The following is a 20,469-nucleotide window of genomic DNA, read 5'->3' as shown; positions in this document are numbered from 1 at the left end:
AGGAAGAAATATACCGGTGATCCGCATCCTGGTCGAATCGGAATCAGCTGGACACGACCCGCTAGAATAAAGTTCGGCCTTCAGACAGGAGCATCGATGTTCGACACGCCAGCCGACGTGACGGAGCGGCTCGCCGCCGTGGATTACCTCTCCGACGACGCCATCTCCACCTCGGTGTTCCTGGCCGCCGCGCTGGGCAAGCCGCTGCTGGTCGAAGGGCCGGCCGGGGTCGGCAAGACCCAGCTCGCCAAGGCGGTGGCCCAGGCGACCGGCGCCGACCTGATCAGGCTCCAGTGTTACGAGGGGCTCGACGAGGCCCGGGCCCTGTACGAGTGGAACTACAAGAAGCAGCTCCTGCGGATCCAGGCCACCAGCGCCGACGACGACATCTTCAGCGAGGAGTTCCTGCTGGAGCGGCCGCTGCTCAAGGCCATCAGGTCCGAGCGGCCGACCGTGCTGCTGATCGACGAGACCGACAAGGCCGACGTCGAGGTCGAGGGGCTGCTGCTGGAGCTGCTGTCCGACTTCCAGGTGACGATCCCCGAGCTGGGCACCATCGCCGCGACGCGCCGGCCGTACGTGGTGCTGACCTCCAACGCCACCCGCGAGCTGTCGGAGGCGCTCAAGCGGCGCTGCCTCTACCTGCACATCGAATACCCGACCCCCGAGCGCGAGCGGGACATCGTGCTGGCCCAGGTGCCGACCATCCGGGCCGAGCTGGCCGAGCAGCTCGCCAGGACCGTGGCCACGCTGCGGGCGCTGGAGCTGAAGAAGGCGCCGTCGGTGGCCGAGACCGTCGACTGGGCCAACACGCTGCTGGCCCTCGGGCGGGAGGAGCTGGACGAGGCCACCGTGGCCGGGACGCTCGGCGTGGTGCTCAAGCACGCCTCCGACCATGTGCGCGCGGTCAAGGAGCTGGGGCTGCCCGATGCCTGAGCGCGGGTCGCTGGTCGACCGGCACGTCGGCTTCGTGCACGCGCTGCGGGAGGCCGGGGTGCCGGTGTCGGTGGCCGAGGGGCTGGACGCGGCGAACGCCATGCGGGTGATCGAGCTGGCCGATCGGGAGTCGCTGCGCGCGGCGTACGCGGCGACGCTGGTCAAGAAGCCCGCCTACCGGCCGGGGTTCGACGTGCTGTTCGACCTGTGGTTCCCGCCGTCCACCAGCGGGCTGTCCCTCGCGCGGCCCCTCAGCGGGATCGACCTGGAGAAGGCCGAGGTCAAGGAGCTGCGCGCGCATCTGGCGGGGCTCCTGACCGGCTCCTCCGAGCAGGAGATGCGCGAGTTCGCCCGGGCCATGGTCGAGCGCTTCGGCCGGCAGGAGGCCGGGCCCGGCCGGCAGAACTGGTTCTCCTACAGCGTCATGCGGGCCCTGTCGCCCGAGACCCTGATGGCGGGCATCCTGCGCGAGGTCCTGCAGGGCCGCGAGCGCGGGGGGCTGGCGGAGAAGACCGTGCGCCAGCGCGTCACGTCCGGGCTCCGGCGCTTCGAGGACGCCGTCGCCACCGACGTGCGCCGCCGCATCGCCGAGGACTCCGGGATCGAGCGCATCGCCCGCTCCGCCGTACGTCCCCCGCTCGACCAGATCGACTTCCTCCGCGTCACCAAGGCCGACCTGGCCAGGCTGCGCAGGGAGGTCCACCCGCTGGCCAGGCGCCTGGCCGCGCGGCTGACCATCAAGCACAGGAAGGGCCGGCGGGGGCGGCTCGACTTCCGGCGGACCATGCGGGCCTCGCTGCAGAGCGGCGGCGTGCCGCTGACCACGCACTTCAAGCCGCCCCGGCCGCACAAGCCCGAGCTGGTCATCCTCTGCGACACCAGCGACTCGGTCTCGTCGTTCGCGCACTTCACGCTGCTGCTCACGTACGCGCTGCGGGAGCAGTTCACCAAGGTGCGGGCGTTCGGCTTCGTGGACACCGTGGACGAGATCACCCGGTTCTTCCTGCCGGGCTCGGACGTGGTCGAGGCCATGACCAGGCTGGCGAACGAGGCCGACATGGTCCGCTTCGGGCGTACCAACTACGGGCACTCCCTGGAGCGCTTCGCCGAACGGTACGCCGACGCGATCGGCCCCAAGACGTCCCTGCTGATCCTGGGCGACGCCCGCTCCAACTACCAGCCACCCGCCCTGGACGTGCTCAAGTCACTGGTGTCCAGGTCCCGCCACGCCTACTGGCTCAACCCCGAGCCGAAGCCGCAGTGGGACACGGGAGACTCGATCGCGAGCGACTACGGCACGATCGTCCCCATGTACGAGTGCCGCAACGTCGCCCAGCTCACCGCGTTCATCGAGACGCTGGCATGAGTCGCGGACCCGGCGACATTGGGGGGGGTCGCGGACCCGGCGACATCAGAAGTCGCGGACCCGGCGACATCAGAAGTCGCGTAGCAGGTGACGTCAGAAGTCGCGTAGCAGGTGACGTCAGAAGCCGTGTCAGACCTTCTGCAGCTCGCGGGCCGCGGTGCGGGCCAGGAGCTCGATCTGGGCCTCGTTCAGCACGCCGCCGTCGGAGTCCTTGATCAGCCTGGCCGCCAGCCCCGGCTTGAGGAGCGTGAGCCCCTCGGCCATCACCATGCCGCCCTTGGGCAGCAGCCCGCAGTGCACCACGAGCACGGGCGTGATGGCCACCGGGACGCCGGTCTCCCGCGTCAGCAGCTCGGCGAACGCCTCGGCCCGCTCCACGAGCGGCTTGGCGACCTTGCTGCCGTACTTCTCGCCGAAGAACAGCCGCCCCGCGTAGCAGGCGATCTCGGTGTCCGGGCTCCAGGACTCGTTGTCGATGATCCAGACGCCGCCCGGGCCGATCACGAGGTGGTCGATGGAGGCCTGGCCGCGGATGGCCCGGCCGTCGAGGACGCTGTAGCCGTGCCGGCCGAGCGACCGGCGCAGGATGCGCCCCGTGATCGCCTCGCCGCGTCGCGCCCCGCGCCACACGGCGGTCTTGTGGAAGGCGTGCCAGTAGAGGAACCAGTCACCCCCGGCCACGATCCCCGCCAGCAGCAGGCCGAACAGGACGGACGCGCCTGCCGCGTCGAACCTCAGCGCCACCGCCACGCCGATCACGAACCCCACAGCGGCCTTGGCGTACCTGAACTTGCGCCGGGTCGGAGCATCCTCGCGCCAGAACTTCTCGTACCACCACTGCGGGGATGAGCCAGTGTATTTCTCGTTGGGCTGCACGTAGATAGAGCCACCGGGCACGGCAAACTCCCCGAAAGAGTAGATGTTGTGCAGGATCTGCCACGCCGAAGATCCCTCGCCGATCAAGAGATACCCGCTCTTCAACCAAGGCGAGCCTAAGGTGACGGAATTAGTACCCGCAAGCCCAACAACCGACCAGTCGGTATGCTAAGGCGGTGACCAAGGGGGACCATGTGAAAGAGGAACCGGTCAGGCAGCGACTGCTGGCCGAGGCGACGCGGCTGTTCGCAGAGCGTGGCTTCGAGAGCACCTCGGTGCAGGAGGTCGTGATGGCCGCCGGCGTCACCAAGGGCGCCATGTACCACTACTTCGACTCCAAGGACGATCTGCTCCACGAGATCTACGCCCGGGTGCTGCGCATGCAGATGGACCGCCTGGCGCAGATCGCCGACGGCCCGGGCACGCTGCGGCAGCGCCTGCACAGGGCGGCGGCCGACGTCGTGGAGACCACGGCCGCGAACCTCGACGACTCGAAGATCTTCTTCCGGTCGATCCACCTGCTCGCTCCCGAGACGCAGAAGACCGTGCGCGCCGAGCGCCGCCGCTACCACGAGCGCTTCCGCGCACTCGTGGCCGAGGGGCAACGCTCGGGCATCTTCAGCGACCGCGTCCCCGCGGAGCTGGTCGTCGACTACTTCTTCGGCTCGGTGCACCACCTGGGCACATGGTTCCACGCGGACGGCCCGCTGACCGGCGCCCAGGTGGGCAGGCACTTCGCCGACCTGCTGCTCGCCTCACTCGGGGCCGGGGACTCCGACGAGTGAGGCCAGCGCCTCCCGGTGGTCGCCGGGCGTGCCCAGTGCGATCTCGGTGGCCTTGGCGCGCTTGAGATAGAGATGTACGGGGTGCTCCCACGTCATCCCGATCCCGCCGTGGAGCTGCAGGGCCTCCTCGGCCGCGTGCACGGCCACCCCGGCGTTCCACGACTGGGCCACGGCCACGGAGACCGACGAGCTGTCGGCGACCGCGTTCCTGGCGGCGGCCCGAGCCCTGACCACGTCCAGCCACAGGTCGGCCAGCCGGTGCTTGATCGCCTGGAACGAGCCGACCGGCCGGGCGAACTGGTGGCGCTCCTTGACGTAGGCCAGCGTCGTGTCGAGGCACCACTCGGCCACCCCGAGCTGCTCGGAGGCCAGCAGCCCGGCCCCGAACCGCAACACCCCGGCCAGGTCGCACGCGCCCACGCGGCGGGCCGGCGTACGCGCGAACGTGACGGTGGCCACCGGCCTGGTCAGGTCGAGCGAGGGCACGACCTCGACCGGGACGCCCTCCACCGCGTACAGGTCGCCGGCCACCGGCACCAGCAGCACGTCGGCCACCTCGGCGCCGGCCACCCCGGTGACGGTCCCGGACAGCCGCCCCTGGTCGTCCACGCTCACGGACGAGCCCCGGTCCGGCCGGTAGGGCGACGCGGCGAACGACACGGCCAGCGCGGCCGTGCTGCGCCCCTCGGCCAGCTCGCCGAGCAGCGCGTCGCGGGTCGGCAGCAACGCCTGCGTGGCCAGCACCGAGCTGGTGAAGAACGGCACCGGCGCCACCGCCCGGCCCAGCTCCTCCAGCACCACGGCCACCTCGCTGGCCGACGCACCGGCCCCGCCCAGCTCCTCGGGGACGAGCAGCCCGGCCACCCCGATCTCGCCGGCCAGCGTCTTCCACAGGTCCAGGTCGTATACGGAGTTCACGGACTCGATCCGCTTCAGCACCGCGGCGGGCGGGCAGCGGTCGGCGAGCAGCCCGCGCACGGCGGACCTGAGCTCCTCCTCGACCTCGGAATAGAGCAGCGTCATCGCGGCAGGTCCTTCCAGGGCACGTCCTTGTCGACACGGGGTTCCGAGGGCAGGCCGAGCACCCGTTCGGAGATGATGTTGCGCAGGATCTCGGAGGTGCCGCCCTCGATGGAGTTGCCCTTGGCCCGCAGATAGCGATAGCCGGGGCCGCGGCCGTAGAAGTCGACGTTCTCGGAGCGGCGGAACGTCCAGTCGTCGTAGCCGAGATCCCGCCGGAACTCGACGTCGAAGCCCGTCAGCGCCTGGTTGAGCTTGGCGAACGACAGCTTCATCCCCGAGCCCTCCGGCCCCGGCTGCCCGGCGACGAGCTGCTCGCGCAGGCGCGCCCCGGACAGGCGGGTCACCTCGGCCTCCACCCACAGCGACAGCAGCCGCTGGTGCAGGTCGTGCGTGCGCAGCTCGGGCTGTTCCCGCCAGGCCGCGAGCGCGGCCGCCACCGCGCCACCACCGCGCCGCGTCGGCGCGCCGCCGATCGCGACCCGCTCGTTCATCAGCGTGGTCTGCGCGACCCGCCAGCCGTCGCCCACCTCACCGAGCCGCAGGTCGTCGGAGAGCCGCACGCCGGTCAGGAACACCTCGTTGAACTCCGCCTCACCGGTGATCTGCCGCAACGGCCGCACCTCCACGCCGGGAGCGTGCATGTCACAGATGAAGTACGTCATCCCGCGGTGTTTCGGCACGTCCGGGTCGGTACGGGTGACCAGGATGGCCCACCTGGAGTGATGGGCGCCGGACGTCCACACCTTCTGGCCGTCCACCACCCACTCGTCACCGTCCCTGACCGCCCGGGTTGCCAGCGTGGCCAGGTCGGACCCGGCGCCGGGCTCGCTGAAGAGCTGACACCAGATCTCCTCCCCGGTCCACAGCGGCCGCAGGAACCGGCGCTTCTGCTGCTCCGTGCCGAACGCCAGGATCGTCGGCGCCGCCATCCCCAGGCCGATGCCCTGGACCCCGCCGTTGATCTGCGGCGTGTCCGCCAGCTCCCGCTCGACGACCTGCTGCAGCTCCCTGGAGGTCCCGAGGCCGCCGAGCCCCTCGGGGAACCACACCCAGGCCAGCCCGGCATCGAACCTGGCCCGCAGGAACTCCAGCCGGTCCCCGCTCGGATCGTGCTCGCCGAGGAACGCCGCCACGCGCTCCTTGATCTCCGCCTCGTTCACATGTACCTCTTCAACTCGCGATAGGCCAGGGACCGCTTGTGCACCTCGTCGGGGCCGTCCGCCAGGCGCAGCGAGCGGGCTCCCGCCCAGAGCGCGGCCAGCGGGAAGTCCTGGGAGACGCCGCCCGCGCCGTGCACCTGGACGGCCTTGTCGAGGATCCACTCCACGGTGATCGGAGTGGAGATCTTGATGGCCTGGATCTCGGTGTGGGCGCCCTGGTTGCCCACCGTGTCCATGAGCCAGGCGGTCTTGAGCACGAGCAGGCGGGCCTGCTCGATCTTGATGCGGGACTCGGCGATCCAGTCCTGGATCACGCCCTGCTGGGCGACGGGCTTGCCGAACGTGGTCCTGGCCAGGGCCCGGCGGCACATCAGCTCGACCGCGCGCTCGGCCATGCCGATCAGGCGCATGCAGTGGTGGATGCGGCCGGGGCCGAGCCTGGCCTGCGCGATGGCGAAGCCGCCGCCGTCCTCGCCGATGAGGTTCTCCGCCGGCACGCGTACGTCCTCGAACACGATCTCGGCGTGCCCGCCGTGGTCGGCGTCGGTGTAGCCGAACACGTGCATGCCGCGCTTGATGTGCAGGCCGGGGGTGTCGCGGGGGACGAGGATCATGCTCTGCTGGCGGTGCTTGGGCGCGTCGGGGTTCGTCTTGCCCATGACGATGAAGATCTTGCAGTTGGGGTTCATCGCGCCGGAGATGAACCACTTGCGGCCGTTGATGACGTACTCGTCGCCGTCGCGGACGATGGAGGTCGCGATGTTCGTGGCGTCGGAGGAGGCCACGTCGGGCTCGGTCATCGCGAACGCCGAGCGGATCTCCCCGTCGAGCAGCGGCCGCAGCCACTCCTTGCGCTGCCACTCGCTGCCGAACATGGACAGCACTTCCATGTTGCCCGTGTCGGGTGCCGCGCAGTTGGTGGCCGTGGGGGCGATGGCCGGACTCCGGCCCATGATCTCGGCCAGGGGTGCGTACTGGAGGTTGGTCAGCCCCGCGCCGTGGTCGCCGGGCAGGAACAGGTTCCACAGGCTGCGCTGCCTGGCCTCGTCCTTCAGGTCCTCCAGCAGCGGCGGCGGGCTCCATCCGCTGACCGCGGCCTGTTCCTCGAAAGCGGGCTCGGCGGGGTAGACGCAATCGTCCATGAAGCGGAGCAGTCGCTCCCGCAGGTCCTCGGTGACTTTGTCGAAGGCGAAGTCCATGCCGAGAGCCTACCGACCGGCCGGTATGAGTGTCGACAGGTGGTTCCCCGCAAAAAGGTGCAGGTGGCCATGAACGTGACTCGAGTGGCCTCATAAGGTTGCCGCCATGACCGCGAAGTTGCCCTTTCCCGTGGTGCTCGAGAACGACGTCGTCCGGCTCGAGCCGCTCACCATGGACCACGTGCCCGACCTGTTCGCCGCCGGCGGCGGGGACGAGGACGTCTGGCGCTGGCTGCCCAGCGCCGCCCCGCGTTCGGAGCAGGAGCTGGGCAAGGTCGCCCGGGGGCTGATCGACGACTCCAAGCACGTGCCGTTCGCGGTGGTGCTGAAGGAGAGCGGGCGGGCGGTCGGCTGGACCACGTACGCCGACGTGCCCGGCTTCGAGGCCAGCGTGGAGATCGGCTGGACCTGGTACGGCCGGGCGGTCTGGCGCACGGCCGTGAACACGAGCTGCAAGCTGCTGCTCATCGACCACGCCTTCTCGCTCGGCTACAACCGGGTGCTGCTCAAGACGGACAATCTCAACCTCAGGTCGCAGAACGCCATCAAGCGCATCGGCGGCCTGCACGAGGGCACGCTGCGCCGCCACCGCAAGAGGCCGGACGGCACCTGGCGCGACACCGTCTATTTCGGCATCCTCGAAGAGGAGTGGCCGGAGCACCGTAGCCGGTTGGGGGGCCGCTCGAACCTTTCCTAGAAGGGCGGAGTCTCATCCCGCATGACTGATCGGCTGGGGGGCTACTGGCTCGGCGCCCGGCTCGACGGCGGCGGGCAGGTCGTCGTGCGCGAGGCGTACGACGAGTCCGGTGCCCGCCACGCGCTGGGCGTGCCGTGCCTGCTGGACGACGGGGCAAGGGCCCGGCTCGCCGCCTCGGCCGCGGCCGCCGGGCACGTCCGCTCGCTGTCGGTCGCCAAGCTGACCGATGCGTGCCTGGACGGCGACCCTCCCTACCTGGTCAGCGAGTACATCGAGGGCCCGACCCTGCGCCAGGTCGTGGACCGGCACGGCCCGTACGCCGGCGACGACCTCTACCGGCTGGCCGCCGCCACGGCCACCGCGCTGGCGGCGGTGCACGAGGCGGGCGCGGCGCACGGGGCGCTCACGCCGGACAAGGTCGTCCTGGGGGCCGAGGGACCCCGGCTGGTCGGGCTGGGGCTGGCGGGCGGGGGTGGCGGGCCGCCGGACGACGTGCACGCCTGGGGGCGGCTGCTGGTCTTCGCCGCCTACGGCGACGACGAACGATTAGGCGGCGGCGAGCGGCTGGACCGCCCGTTACGCGGGCTCGTGGCCGCCGCCCTCGACCGCGATCCCGACCGCCGCCCGAACGCCCGCCAGCTCCTGATGTCCCTGCTCGACGCGCCCCAGTCCCAGCAGGGCCGGCTGCTTCCCCCCGAACCCGTCGACGACCCGCCGCTCGGGGCCCGCGCCGAGGCCGTCTACCTGAAGCTCAGCCCGGCGGAGCAGGACGTGGTGCCGGAGGTGTTCCTGCGGCTGGTGGGCCTCGACTCCGACGGCGCCGACACCGTGGTGAGCGCCTCCAGGGACGAGCTGGTCGCCGGGCGGGGCGCCGACGTGGTGGCCGCGATCGACGGGGTGCTGGCGGCGTACCGGGAGGCGGGGCTCCTGAGCGACGGGGCCGCACCCGCCATCGCGCACGCGGCGTTGTTGCGGGCCTGGCCGCGGCTGCACGAGTGGCTGGACGGCGAGCGCGAAGGGCTGGCCGTGCACCGGGAGCTGGTGGCGGCGGCGCGGCGGTGGGAGGCGGGCGGGCGGCCGGAGGGATGGCTCTTCCGGGGGGAGCCGCTGGACCGGGCGCTGGCGTGGGCGGCCGGCGGGCGGCGGCGGGTGACGTTGAACGCGGGCGAGCAGAGGTTCCTCGACGCGGGGATCGCCACGGTGCGGCGGCGGGCGCGCCGGCGGCGTACCGCCATGGCGGGGCTGCTGTCGGTGGCGATGGTGGCCGCGCTGCTCGCGCTGTGGCAGCGCGGCATCGCCGACGGGCGGCTGGACGAGGCGATGGCCAGGGTGGCGGCGTCCCGGGCGGAGGCGCTGCGACCGGCCGACCCGGTGACCGCGCGCAAGCTGAGCCTGGCCGCGTGGCGGCTGGCGCCGATCCCCGAGACCCGGCGGGCGCTGGCGGTCCAGGACGCGGCGGTGGCGGTGTTCGCCGACCCGTACGCGGGGCCGCGCACGCTGCACGCCGTCACCGACGACGGGTCCGTGCTCGCCGCCCTGGAGGAGGGCACGCTGCGGCTGTACGACCTCGCGTCGGGCCGGACGCTCACCACCACGGCGGGGCCGGTGCAGAGCGTGCGCGCGATGGCCTGGTCACCCGACGGACGCACGCTGGCGCTGGTCGGGGTCGACCGGTCCTACCTGTACGACCTGCGCACCCGTACCCTGGGCCGGCCCTTCGGCCGGGGACTCGGCGCGCCCGGGGAGCAGTCGGCGTGGTTCAGCCCGGGCGGCGGCCTGCTGTTCGCGGCCGCCCGGCAGTCGGGCGAGCGGTGGGCCTGGGACCTGGGGGCGGGACGGGCCGCGTACGTGGGCGAGTACGCCGTGGTCGGCCCGGACGACCGGGTGGCGCTGGTGTTCGACGGGAAACGGTCGGAGATCAGGCGGGCCGGCCGGTCGTCGCCCGCGCCCTGGCTGGACCGGATGCCGTGGGAGTACACGACGTTCGCGCCCGACGGGGAGCGGGTGGCCATCGCCGAGGAGACCGGCATCCAGGTCTACGGCCTCGACGGCGTCCCGGCCCGCTACACCAGGCTGCGCCCCTCCCCCGGCCACCTGCGCTTCAGCCCGGACGGGCGGCTGCTGGTCAGCACCGACAGCGACCGCGTGCGGGTCTGGCGGCTGGCGGAGGGGACGCTGCTGGCCGACCGGCAGGTCCCGGCGTCCGCCGACCGGCCGGCGCAGGCGGCGCTGTCCGGGGACGGCCGGTGGCTGCGCGTGCTGGCCGGGCGGGGCACGGTCCTCACCATCGACCTGGCGCGGCCGGCCGCTCCCGCCGACCCGGGCGCGTGGGTGTGCGAGCACTACGGGCCGCTCTCGCCGGAGGAGTGGGGCGAGCACCTGCCGGAGGTGCCCTATCGCGAGGCGTGCTGACGCGCCCGGCACAATGCACGTCATGACTGTGGACCATCTCGTCTATGCCACCCCCGATCTCCGGCAGACCGTGGCCGACCTGGAGCGGCTGCTGGGCGTGCGCGCCGCCGTGGGCGGGCGGCACCTGGGCCTGGGCACCCGTAACCACCTGCTCGCGCTGGGCGGCCGGAGCTATCTGGAGATCGTCGGGCCGGATCCCGAGCAGGAGGCGCCGGCCGGGCCCCGGTGGTTCCGGATCGACTCGCTGGCGGCGCCGGCGCTGGTGAACTGGGCGGTGGCGGTGACGGGCATCGACGCGGTGACGGCCCGCGCGCGGGAGCGGGGCTACGACCCCGGCGACCCGGCGGACATGTCGCGGCGCACGGCCTCCGGCGACCTGCTGAGCTGGCGGCTCACCCCGCCGCAGCGGGCCGGGCACGACGGGCTGGTGCCGTTCCTGATCGACTGGGGCGCCACGCGGCACCCGGTGGAGAGCGGCCTGCCGGCGGTCGAGCTGGTGTCGCTGCGCGGCGCACACCCCGACCCCGGGGCGGTGCGGCGGGACCTGGCGGCCGTGGACGTGCGGCTCGACCTCGACGAGGACTCCCGGCCGGGCCTGACCGCCGTGCTGTCGGGGCGGTACGGTCCCGTGACGCTGACCTGATCACGTATGCCTGACCGGCTCGTCCGAGTCCCGGAGGGCGAGGTGCGCTGCCGCAGCCCGGTGCCGCAGCCCAGGGCCGCCGCTCACGATGCGGAAGATCCTGGACGCGGTGGCCGAGGCCAGGTCGCGGCGGGCGACGATCCTGCAGGTGGGTCCGCTTGTCGCGCGGGGCGGCCGAGCATGCCGGTCAGGAGTTCGTTCAGGGCGTCCTTGAGGTCCTGGAGGGTGGGGACGGTGCCGGCGCCGGCGATGGCGTCGAACATCAGGCCCTCGCCGAACGCCACGAGGTTGCGCGCGTGCCGGACGGGATCCGGGGAGCCGAGGGCCGTCAGGATGGCGACGGCCGGGTCGCGGAAGCGCCGTCCGGCCTGGTCGTAGATCTCGCGCAGCTCGGGTCGGCGGGTAGCCTCCAGGGCCAGCTCGTAGCGGGCCAGGGTGCGGCGGCGGTCGGAGAGCTGGGTGTGCAGCGCCTCCGCCATGCGCGCGGGCAGGGCCGCCAGGTCGTACGGCCCCCCGTAAGCACCGGACAGGGCACGCATCTCCAGGTCGGTGAGCCGTGACAGGGTCAGCTCCAGCAGTGCCGCCCGGGTGCGGGCCAGGTTGGAGGTGGAGCCGGGCGGCAGGTCGGCTGCCTCGTCCACGGCCCGGTGGGTCAGGCCCCGCATGCCGCGCTCGGCCAGCAGGGTGATGGCCGTGTCGGCGACCAGGTCAGAGCGCTTCACGGAGCCTGATACTACAGCGGTAGTGAGACCACACTACAGGCGTAGTAGGGTGGCACTACAGACGTAGTTGAAGGGGAGGCGGCCATGGCCAGGGCCGTGGTGATCGGCGGGGGTGTCGGCGGGCTGACCGCCGGGGTGGCGCTGCGCCGCAAGGGATGGGACGTCACCGTGCTGGAGCGCGTGCCGCAGATCGAGCCCGTGGGCTCGGGGCTGGCGATCGCCGCCAACGCGCTGAAGGCCCTCGACCTCCTCGACCTGGGCGACCGGATCCGCGGGCTCGCCACGGCGGAGGGACGCTTCGGGTTGCGCCGGTCGAACGGGAGCTGGCTCACGCACACCACGGAGGCGGCGGCGGGCGACAGGTACGGCGACTCGGTGGTGGTCATGCTGCGGGCCACGCTCATGGAGGTGCTCATGGACGCCCTCGGCCGGGACCGGCTGCGTCTGGACACGGCCGTGTCGGGGGTGGACGCCGAGAAGGGCGTGGTCCGCACGGCGGCGGGCGATCTGGACGCCGACCTGGTCGTGGCGGCCGACGGCATCCATTCGGCCACCCGGCGCGCGTTGTTCCCGGAGCATCCCGGGCCCGCGTACTCGGGGGTGACGGCCTGGCGCGCCCTCGTCCCGCGCGGCGGCCTGGCGATTCCCCGGTCGGAGAGCTGGGGCCGGGGCACGGTGTTCGGCATCCACCTGCTGGCCGGCGACGTCGTCTACGTCTACGCCACCGACGTGCTGCCCGCCGGGACCGTGTACGCGGACGAGCGCGCGGAGCTGCTGCGCAGGTTCGGGGACTGGCACGAGCCCATCCCGGCACTGCTGGCGGCGGCCGACCCGGCCAGGATCATCCGGAACGACATCTACTCCTACGCCGAGCCGCTGCCCGCCTACCACCAGGGCCGGGTGGCGCTGGTCGGCGACGCGGCCCACGCGATGACGCCGAACCTCGGGCAGGGCGCCTGCCAGGCGATCGAGGACGGGGTCGTGCTGGCGCACCTGGCCGGCGGCGACCTGGCGGCCTACAGCGCCGCCCGCAGGGAGCGGACCATGAAGATCGTACGGCGGTCGATGACGCTGTGCCGGATGACCATGCTGCGCAACCCGCTGGCGGTGCGGCTGCGCGATCTCGGCCTGTCGGCCGCGGCCCGGCTCAGCCCAGATCTGATGTTGCGGTCGATGGACGAGATGTTGCGGTGGCGTCCACCGGCGGAGGCTGGACGGTGACCGTGCGCTCCACCGCCACGGGCGCCGGGGCGGGGGCGAGGGCGGGGGTCGCCGGTTTGGCGTGGTGATCGGGGGCCAGGCGGCCCAGCGTGATCGTGCCGGCGATGGTCAGCGCGCCGGCCATCAGGGCCGGCACGGCCGTCGAGGGAGAGGTGGGCAGCGGCTCGCCGAGCAGGATCGCCCCGGCCATCACGGAGGTGATGGGGTCGATGACCTGCACGCCGGCGTAGGCGATGCCGAAGTAGCCCACGGCGTACGAGCGCTGCAGCAGCACCACCGCGCAGATCAGCAGCACGGGCACGGCCAGGGTGAACCAGTGGAGCAGCCGCCCCCAGTCCCCCTCCATCCCGCCACCGACCACGCGCACGAACGTGGACACGCTCGCGGTCACGGCACCCGCCCCCACGGAGAGCAGCAGCGCCTTGGACGCGCCGTGGACCCGGCTCGCGAGCACCTGCGTGGCCAGCGTGACCACCGCGATCACGGCCACGAACCCGAGCGCGGCGCCGTCGCTCAGCCTGGGCGTCACGTTGTGCGAGGGCACCAGCAGCATGAGCCAGAGCAGGCCCACCGCCACGGCGATCGAGCCCAGGATCTCCGCGCGGTACGGCTTGCGGCCGTACATGAACGCGGCCAGCGGCACCGCGAACACGAGCGTGGCGACGCTGATCGGCTGCACGGCGACCAGCGGCGCGAAGCTCAGGGCCACGGCGTGCAGGCAGGCACCGGTGAAGGAGATGATGCCGCCGACCCACCAGCGGGGACGTTTCACGAGCCTCAGCGAGGCGCCCTCGGCCACCACCTCGTACTGCTGCAGCGCGGCGCCGAACGCGTATCCCAGCGCCCCTGCCAGGGCGATGAGCATGCCGACCCACGTCATCGCGGCCCACGCAGGAGCAGGGATCCTTTCAGGAGCATTGCTCCAGCTTAAGAGCCCAGCGAAGCTCCAGAGTCATCCTTTAGGCCGATAAATGCCCTTAAGGCCGCCGTGACCAGCACGGACATGTGGCGCATCCTTGATGCCGGGCTGAGGTAACGGACCGATCGGTTACCGCGATCACGACTGCTCGGGGCAGACGCAGAACAGGTGGCCCTGCGGGTCCTGCAGCACGATCCAGCGGGTGCCCTCCTCCGTGACGCCGGGCTGGAACTCCGGCCTGGTGGCCCCCAGCGCGACGTACTCCTTCGCCGCCTTCTCGATGTCCGGCACCCGGAAGTCGAGGTGGAACTGCTTGTCGGGGCTCGGCCACACGACCGGCTCGCGCTCCGCGACGCGGCCGAAGTAGATGCTCGTGGTGCCGTCGGTGATGGCGGCGTACTCGTCCTCGGCGTACGTGATCTCCATCCCGGTGACCTCGGAGTAGAACGTGGCCAGCGCCCGGGGGTCGGAGCAGTCGATGGTGAAGGCCAGCAGCTTCGCTTTCGTTGTCATGCCGCCGAGCCTGCCAGGCATACCTGCCATCTTCTGTCAGGAACGCAAGAAGGGCCGCGCCCGATCGGCGCGGCCCTCCTCTTGCGACACGTGAGTCACCCGGGGAAGCGGCCGTAATAGTCCCCCAGCCGCGTACGGTACTCGGGCTCCTTGAACGTGCCCTCGTCGAATTCGGGCGCGTCCTTGATCTCGGCCTTGGTGCGGGCCACGAACACGTTGCGCTCCTGGGGATCGATGTTCGTGATCACCTGGGCCGGGAGCATGACCTTCTTACCGAAGATCCAAGGACCGGTGTCGACGATCACGTAGCTCTCGCCGACCTCGTACGTCGCCTCATCGACGGACCCGATCTTCCCGTCGGTCGCCTGGACGTGGTAGCCCACGAGGTCCAGGGCGTGCCCGCGGTCATAGACGTCAGGACGATAGTTCCAGAGCTCCATCGGGCTCTTCCTCTCTCTTCCGTCTTTCTCGGGCATGCCACCAACTACCCGTCGATTTTCGTGTAAACCCGTAACAATGCGTTTGACGATCCTTAACCAACCTTCAAGCTGATGCCGCCACCCTCTTGACTACGGAAGGGAGCAAGCCATGCGAACCAGGGCAGAACGGTTATACGAGATCGACGGGCTGCGCCTGCTGGCGGCACTGTGCGTGGTGCTGTACCACTACGTCTTCTCCGGCTGGGCCGGCGGGAAGACCACCGTGACGTTCGTCACGGAGAGCGCGTGGGCCAAGTACGGCTATCTCGGCGTGGACCTGTTCTTCCTGATCAGTGGCTTCGTGGTGTTGATGAGCGCCTGGGGCAGGACCCCCAGGCAGTTCGTGGTGTCGCGGATCGTCCGGCTCTATCCCGCCTACTGGGTGGGCATCGCGGTCACCGCCGTGGTGACCGTGGCGCTGGGGCAGGGCTTGTTCCAGGTGTCGTTGCCGCAGGTGCTGGCCAATCTGACGATGTTCCAGGCCATACCGAACATCGAGAACGTGGACGTCGTCTACTGGACGTTGTGGGCCGAGATGCGGTTCTACCTGCTCATACTGGTCTTCACCTGGATCGGGATGACGCGGGGCCGGATCATGGCCGGCCTGTGGGGCTGGCTGGCGCTGACGCTCCTGGTCGAGGTGGGAGTGCTGCCCGGGATCGCGGACCTGGTCGTCCAGTCCGAGTTCTCGCACTACTTCATCGCCGGGATGGCGCTGTTCATGCTCTACCGGTTCGGGCTGGACTGGCAGATCGCGCTGCTGGTGCCGATCTGCCTGGGCAACGCGGTCTACCGGGCCATCGGGTACGCCGAGGCGGTCGGCGAGCGGTATTCGGTGACGTACTCGCCGGTGGTCATCACCGCCGTGGTCGTGGTGATCTTCCTGATCATGACGTTCGTGGCGCTGCGGGTCACGAACGTGCTGGCCCGGCCGTGGCTGGTGACCGCGGGGGCGCTCACGTACCCGCTGTACCTGCTGCACGCGCACGTCGGGTTCATCCTGTTCGCCCGCCTGGAGGGCATGGTCAACAAGTACGTGCTGCTCGTGGGGTTGATCGCGGTCATGCTGGGGGCGGCGTACCTGGTGCACCGGTTCGTGGAGCGGCCGCTCGCGCCCTGGCTCAAGCGGCTGCTGTCGAAGCGGCAGCCCGCGCACGCCGCGCCGCCGGTGGGGAGCCCGACCGGCTGACGTGACTTTCCTGACAACCCCTCGCCAGGTCGGGCGTAGGAGCCCCAGGTCTGGATACGATCCGCGCACGGACTGCGAGAGGGAGGCCGGATGGGTCTCAACGCCGAGCAGGAGTGGGCTCCCCCAGGGGTCGATCGGGAACGACCGAGCGTGGCCCGGGTGCACGACGCCCTCCTCGGCGGCGTGGAGAACTTCGCCTCCGACCGTTCCGTCGCGCGCAAGCTCAAGGCCGCGGTGCCGGAAGTCGTCGACCTCGTCTGGTGCAACCGCGCCTTCATCGGGCGGGTCGTCGACTACCTGATCCGCGAGACGGGCATCAGGCAGATCATCGACCTCGGCGCCGGGCTGCCCACGGTCGAGAACACCCATGAGGTCGCGCACTTCGCCGACCCCCGCTCCAGGGTCGTCTACGTGGACATCGACCCGATGGTGGAGCCGCACGCCAAGGCCATACTCAGCGGCAACCCGTACGCCGACGCCATCACCGCCGACGCTCGCGACGTGGACGCCGTGCTCGGCCACCCGTCCCTGCGCCGCCTGATCGACCTGTCGCAGCCCACCGCGATCCTGGCGGTCGGGCTGCTGCACCTGTTCTCCGACAAGGAGGACCCGCACGCGCTGATGCGGCGCTACATGGACGCGCTGACGCCGGGCAGCCACCTGGCCGCCTCCAACTTCCTGGCCTCGGACAACCCCAAGGCCAAGGCGCTGGAGGTGATGCTGCAGGCCACCATGGGCACCGGACACTTCCGTGACAGGGCCGCCATCGCGCGGTTCTTCGACGGGCTGGTGCTGGTGGAGCCGGGCGTGGTGCACTTCCCCGAATGGCATCCCGACGAGCGCATCCCCGGCCCGCTCACCTCCTGGGAAGAGGTGCTGCTGGGCGGGGTCGCGCGGAAACCGTGAGGCGGCCCGGGTCCGGCGCCCGATAGGGTGAGGCCCATGCCGCGACGTCTCATCTGCTCCCCGCCGCCGGCCCACTAGCGGGCGGCCTTTCCTGAGATTCCGGGTCTGACCGATCCGGGGGTGGTTGCTGCCCGCACACCGGGCCCATTCCGACCACTCCATCCGGAGAACTCCTGTCATGACCCATGTCTCCGCCCGGCGGGGCGCCGTTTACGTGTCCGTGGCCGCGACCGCCTGGGGCACCGGCGGCGCCGCCGGATCCCTGCTCTTCGAGACGGGCGGGCTCGGCCCCGTCGGCGTGTCCCTGTGGCGCTACCTCCTCGGCGCCGCCTTCCTCCTGCTCCTCGCCAACGGCCGCACCGCAGCCCGCTCCTCCGGCGCCGCCCGCGCGGCCGGAGGTCTCGGCGGGCACCTCAGCGGGCGCGTCCTGGTCGTCGGCGCCGGGATGGCCGTCTACCAGACCGCCTACTTCGCCGCCATCGCCCACTCCGGCGTGGCCGTGGCCACCGTGGTGACGATGGGCGCCACCCCCGTCTTCACCGCCCTGGGCAGCCGCTTCCTGCTCCGCGAGCGTCTCGGCCAGGTCGCCCTCGTCGCGCTGGCCGTCGCACTGGCCGGGCTCGTCCTGCTCACGGCCGAGACCGTTGCGCAGGCCCGCATGTCCTCCGTCGCCGGCATCGCCTTCGCCCTGGCCTCGGCCGCCGGGTACGCCGGGGTCACGCTCTACTCCCGGCGGCACCGGGACGGCGACCCGCAGGCCATGGCGATCGGCGGGTTCGTCGTCGGCGCGGCCTGCCTGGCGCCGTTCGCGCTGGCCGAAGGCGTGGTGCCGGAGGTGACCTGGACGTCCGTGGCGCTGCTGGTCTACCTGGGCGCGGTGCCGACCGCGCTGGCGTACGGGCTGTTCTTCCGCGCCCTGACCGCCCTGCGGGCCACCACGGTGTCGATCATCTCGCTCGGCGAGGCCGTCGGCGCCGCGCTGCTCGGCGTGGTCCTGTTCGGCGAGCGGCTCACCCCGCTCGCCTGGTCGGGGTGCGTGCTGCTGCTGGCCGCCGTCGCGGTACTCGCCGCACGTGCCGAAGCGGCGTGATGTGACGGCGTGGGCGGCCGGATGAGTTAAGGTCCGGTACGGCGACGCTTGCCGAATCGTCGCTCCGCTCCCCTCCTCTGGCAGCGGGAACGGTGTCGGCGATGCGTGCGTTGGAGGAACTGTGGCCTCGCTCAAGGGAATAATGAGGAACCTCCTGGATCGTCCGGGAGGCGTCCCGCTCACGCCCTATCAGAAGATCGTCAAGGCGGCGGACGCCAGGGCCGACCGCATCCGCGAGCTCGACAAGCTCCCGGCGCCGGACATGAGCGACCTCGCCGAGTTCTGTGCTGTCGCACGTGAGGCCGCCGACCGGACGTTGGGCCTGCGACCCTACGACGTGCAGCTGCTGGGGACGCTGGCCCTGCTCGACGGCAAGGTCGCCGAGATGGCCACCGGTGAGGGCAAGACCCTCTCCGGGGCCATGGCGGCGGCCGGCTACGCCCTGCAGGGCAAGCGCGTGCACGTCATCTCGGTCAACGACTACCTGGCGCGGCGCGACGCCGAGTGGATGGGCCCGTTCTACGAGGCGCTCGGCGTCAGCGTGGGCTGGATCGACCAGAACTCCTCGCCCGAGGAGCGGCGCGAGGCGTACGCGAAGAGCGTGACCTACGGGCCGGTCAGCGAGATCGGGTTCGACGTGCTGCGCGACCGCCTGCGCACCGACGCGGCCGAGATCATCGTGCCCGCGCCCGAGGTGGCGCTGATCGACGAGGCCGACTCGGTGCTGGTGGACGAGGCCCGCGTGCCACTGGTCATGGCCGGGGCCGCCGACCCGGGCAGCGCGGTGCCGGAGATGGCGGCGCTGGTCAGGCAGCTGGTCCGCGGCTACCACTACGAGATCGACGAGCAGGCGCGCAACGTCTACCTCACGCCCAAGGGCGCCGACAGCGTGGAGAACCTCCTGGGCGTCGAGCTCTACGACGAGCACGAGCCCGGCACGCTGATCGAGCTCAACCTGGCCCTGCACGCCCACGCGCTGCTGGCCCGCGACGTCGACTACATCGTGCGCGACGGCAAGGTGCAGCTCATCAACCCCTCGCGCGGCCGGGTGGCGCTGCTGCAGCGCTGGCCCAACGGCCTGCAGGCGGCCGTGGAGGCCAAGGAGGCGCTGCCGCCGAGCCAGAAGGGCGAGATCCTCGACTCGATCACCGTCCAGGGCCTCATCCGGCGATATCCGCACATCTGCGGCATGACCGGCACGGCCGTGGCCGTCAGCGAGCAGCTCGGCGAGTTCTACGGGCTCAAGGTCGCGGTGATCCCGCCCAACCGGCCGTGCGTGCGCACCGACGAGCCGGACCGCGTCTACCCGACCGTTCCCGACAAGGACGCGGCGCTGGTCGAGGAGATCCAGACGGTCCACGAGAGCGGCCGGCCCATCCTCATCGGCACGCTCGACGTCGCCGAGTCGGAGAACCTCGCCAAGCTGCTGCAGCGGCGCGGCCTGGAGCCGGTCGTGCTCAACGCCAAGAACGACGCGGAAGAGGCCGCGATCATCGCCCGGGCGGGCGAGCGCGACGCCATCACCGTCTCCACCCAGATGGCCGGGCGCGGCACCGACATCCGCCTCGGCGAGGGCGTGGCCGAGCTCGGGGGCCTCTACGTGATCGGCTCGGGCCGCCACGCCAGCAGCCGCCTGGACGACCAGCTCCGGGGCCGCGCCGGCCGCCAGGGCGACCCCGGCGGCTCGGTCTTCTTCGTCAGCATGAAGGATGATCTGATCACCCAGTTCGTCCCCGACGAGCGCCCGCCCGCCGCCGACGCCGACGGCCTGGTCCGCCACCGGCGCGGCGCCTACCTCGTCGGCCACGCCCAGCGCGTCGCCGAGGGCGTCAACCTGGAGATCCACCGCAACACGTGGCGCTACACCCGGCTGCTGGAGCACCAGCGCGAGCTCATCCTCGAATGGCGGGACAAGGTCCTGCACGGCGACGCCGCCGCCAAGGCCCTCGAGACCGCCGACCCGGAGCGCTGGGCGGCCATGCCGGAGGACACCAGGGACGAGACGGCCCGCCAGATCGTGCTGCACGCCATCGACCGCTGCTGGACCGAGCACCTGGCGTTCCTGACCGACCTGCGCGAGGGCATCCACCTGCGGGCGCTGGGGCGGATGAGCCCGATCGACGAGTTCCACCGGGAGGCGGTGGCGGAGTACAAATCGCTGCTGGCCGAGGTGGAACGGCGCTCGCTGGAGTCGTTCGAGGCCCCGGAGCCGGATCTGAAGCGGCCGACGGCGACCTGGACGTACCTCGTGCAGGACAACCCGTTCGGCACGGAGTGGGACCGCATCCTCAAGCGGGTCACCGCCGCGACCCGCCGCGGCTGATCAGCGGGCT

At 71.6% G+C, this 20,469-nt stretch carries 19 protein-coding genes; 11 read left to right on the top strand and 8 right to left on the bottom strand.

Going from position 1 to position 20,469, the window contains the following annotated elements; all coding sequences use genetic code 11:
- The first annotated feature begins 96 nt into the window (after window positions 1-96).
- Complete coding sequence (locus tag AB0J69_RS11125; RefSeq protein WP_364115341.1) at window positions 97-936, top strand: MoxR family ATPase; 840 nt, start codon at window positions 97-99, stop codon at window positions 934-936.
- Window positions 929-2,302 carry a VWA domain-containing protein gene (locus AB0J69_RS11120; RefSeq protein ID WP_364115339.1) on the top strand — a complete coding sequence of 458 codons (1,374 nt, stop codon included), beginning with the start codon at window positions 929-931 and terminating at the stop codon, window positions 2,300-2,302. The genes AB0J69_RS11125 and AB0J69_RS11120 overlap by 8 nt, the downstream gene beginning before the upstream one ends.
- A gap of 129 nt (window positions 2,303-2,431) precedes the next feature.
- Here the strand turns inward: AB0J69_RS11120 and AB0J69_RS11115 are convergent, their stop codons facing one another.
- A complete protein-coding gene (locus tag AB0J69_RS11115) occupies window positions 2,432-3,199 on the bottom strand; it encodes a nuclease-related domain-containing protein (RefSeq protein ID WP_364115337.1) in 768 nt (255 codons plus the stop codon).
- Between the two features lie 173 nt (window positions 3,200-3,372).
- Here AB0J69_RS11115 and AB0J69_RS11110 point away from each other — a divergent pair, with 173 nt between their 5' ends.
- Window positions 3,373-3,963 (top strand): TetR/AcrR family transcriptional regulator, encoded by a 591-nt coding sequence (locus AB0J69_RS11110; RefSeq protein WP_364115335.1) that lies wholly within the window; start codon window positions 3,373-3,375, stop codon window positions 3,961-3,963.
- Here AB0J69_RS11110 and AB0J69_RS11105 read toward each other — a convergent pair.
- The 3 genes from AB0J69_RS11105 to AB0J69_RS11095 are packed head-to-tail and all read right to left on the bottom strand — an operon-like array spanning window position 3,934 to window position 7,345.
- Window positions 3,934-4,986: an acyl-CoA dehydrogenase family protein gene (locus tag AB0J69_RS11105; RefSeq protein WP_364115333.1), complete on the bottom strand. Its 1,053-nt coding sequence runs from the start codon at window positions 4,984-4,986 to the stop codon at window positions 3,934-3,936. The genes AB0J69_RS11110 and AB0J69_RS11105 overlap by 30 nt on opposite strands.
- The gene (locus AB0J69_RS11100; protein ID WP_364115331.1) at window positions 4,983-6,146 is read right to left on the bottom strand and encodes an acyl-CoA dehydrogenase family protein; all 1,164 of its coding nucleotides are present in this window, start codon (window positions 6,144-6,146) and stop codon (window positions 4,983-4,985) included. The genes AB0J69_RS11105 and AB0J69_RS11100 overlap by 4 nt, the downstream gene beginning before the upstream one ends.
- Entirely contained in the window at window positions 6,143-7,345 is a 1,203-nt protein-coding gene (locus AB0J69_RS11095; protein WP_364115329.1) for an acyl-CoA dehydrogenase family protein, read from the bottom strand. Before AB0J69_RS11095 ends, AB0J69_RS11100 begins: the two co-directional genes overlap by 4 nt.
- Window positions 7,346-7,451: 106 nt before the next feature.
- Between AB0J69_RS11095 and AB0J69_RS11090 the strand changes: the two genes are divergently transcribed.
- From AB0J69_RS11090 to AB0J69_RS11080, 3 genes are read left to right on the top strand one after another with little or no spacing between them, the layout of a single operon-like run.
- On the top strand, window positions 7,452-8,042 hold the full coding sequence (locus AB0J69_RS11090) for a GNAT family protein (protein ID WP_364115327.1): 591 nt from the start codon (window positions 7,452-7,454) through the stop codon (window positions 8,040-8,042).
- Between the two features lie 21 nt (window positions 8,043-8,063).
- Window positions 8,064-10,454 carry a hypothetical protein gene (locus AB0J69_RS11085; RefSeq protein WP_364115325.1) on the top strand — a complete coding sequence of 797 codons (2,391 nt, stop codon included), beginning with the start codon at window positions 8,064-8,066 and terminating at the stop codon, window positions 10,452-10,454.
- Window positions 10,455-10,476: 22 nt separating this feature from the next.
- Window positions 10,477-11,097, top strand: a complete 621-nt coding sequence (locus AB0J69_RS11080) for a VOC family protein (protein ID WP_364115323.1) — start codon at window positions 10,477-10,479, stop codon at window positions 11,095-11,097.
- An 83-nt stretch (window positions 11,098-11,180) separates the two neighbouring features.
- Here AB0J69_RS11080 and AB0J69_RS11075 read toward each other — a convergent pair whose 3' ends face one another.
- Complete coding sequence (locus AB0J69_RS11075) at window positions 11,181-11,819, bottom strand: TetR family transcriptional regulator C-terminal domain-containing protein (RefSeq protein WP_364115321.1); 639 nt, start codon at window positions 11,817-11,819, stop codon at window positions 11,181-11,183.
- 84 nt (window positions 11,820-11,903) lie between these two features.
- Between AB0J69_RS11075 and AB0J69_RS11070 the strand changes: the two genes are divergently transcribed.
- A complete protein-coding gene (locus AB0J69_RS11070) occupies window positions 11,904-13,040 on the top strand; it encodes an FAD-dependent monooxygenase (protein ID WP_364115319.1) in 1,137 nt (378 codons plus the stop codon).
- On the opposite strand, the gene AB0J69_RS11065 is transcribed toward AB0J69_RS11070, so the two are convergent.
- The 3 genes from AB0J69_RS11065 to AB0J69_RS11055 form a co-directional block, all read right to left on the bottom strand.
- The gene (locus AB0J69_RS11065; RefSeq protein ID WP_364115317.1) at window positions 12,967-13,920 is read right to left on the bottom strand and encodes a DMT family transporter; all 954 of its coding nucleotides are present in this window, start codon (window positions 13,918-13,920) and stop codon (window positions 12,967-12,969) included. The genes AB0J69_RS11070 and AB0J69_RS11065 overlap by 74 nt on opposite strands.
- 177 nt (window positions 13,921-14,097) lie before the next feature.
- Window positions 14,098-14,472 (bottom strand): VOC family protein, encoded by a 375-nt coding sequence (locus tag AB0J69_RS11060; RefSeq protein ID WP_364115315.1) that lies wholly within the window; start codon window positions 14,470-14,472, stop codon window positions 14,098-14,100.
- Between the two features lie 95 nt (window positions 14,473-14,567).
- Window positions 14,568-14,912: a PRC-barrel domain containing protein gene (locus tag AB0J69_RS11055; RefSeq protein ID WP_364115313.1), complete on the bottom strand. Its 345-nt coding sequence runs from the start codon at window positions 14,910-14,912 to the stop codon at window positions 14,568-14,570.
- A gap of 148 nt (window positions 14,913-15,060) precedes the next feature.
- Between AB0J69_RS11055 and AB0J69_RS11050 the strand changes: the two genes are divergently transcribed.
- The 4 genes from AB0J69_RS11050 (at window position 15,061) to secA2 (ending at window position 20,459) form a co-directional block, all read left to right on the top strand.
- Window positions 15,061-16,140: an acyltransferase gene (locus AB0J69_RS11050; protein ID WP_364115311.1), complete on the top strand. Its 1,080-nt coding sequence runs from the start codon at window positions 15,061-15,063 to the stop codon at window positions 16,138-16,140.
- Between the two features lie 90 nt (window positions 16,141-16,230).
- Window positions 16,231-17,046, top strand: coding sequence for an SAM-dependent methyltransferase (locus tag AB0J69_RS11045; RefSeq protein ID WP_364115309.1), 816 nt, complete (start codon window positions 16,231-16,233; stop codon window positions 17,044-17,046).
- Between the two features lie 178 nt (window positions 17,047-17,224).
- On the top strand, window positions 17,225-18,136 hold the full coding sequence (locus AB0J69_RS11040; RefSeq protein WP_364115307.1) for an EamA family transporter: 912 nt from the start codon (window positions 17,225-17,227) through the stop codon (window positions 18,134-18,136).
- 142 nt (window positions 18,137-18,278) lie between these two features.
- Window positions 18,279-20,459 carry an accessory Sec system translocase SecA2 gene (gene secA2, locus AB0J69_RS11035; RefSeq protein WP_364115305.1) on the top strand — a complete coding sequence of 727 codons (2,181 nt, stop codon included), beginning with the start codon at window positions 18,279-18,281 and terminating at the stop codon, window positions 20,457-20,459.
- The last annotated feature ends 10 nt before the right edge of the window (window positions 20,460-20,469 follow it).

Origin of the sequence: Nonomuraea sp. NPDC049709 (genome assembly GCF_040674815.1) — a bacterium.
Taxonomy (GTDB): Bacteria; Actinomycetota; Actinomycetes; order Streptosporangiales; family Streptosporangiaceae; genus Nonomuraea.
This window is presented reverse-complemented; position numbering and strand designations above follow the sequence as displayed.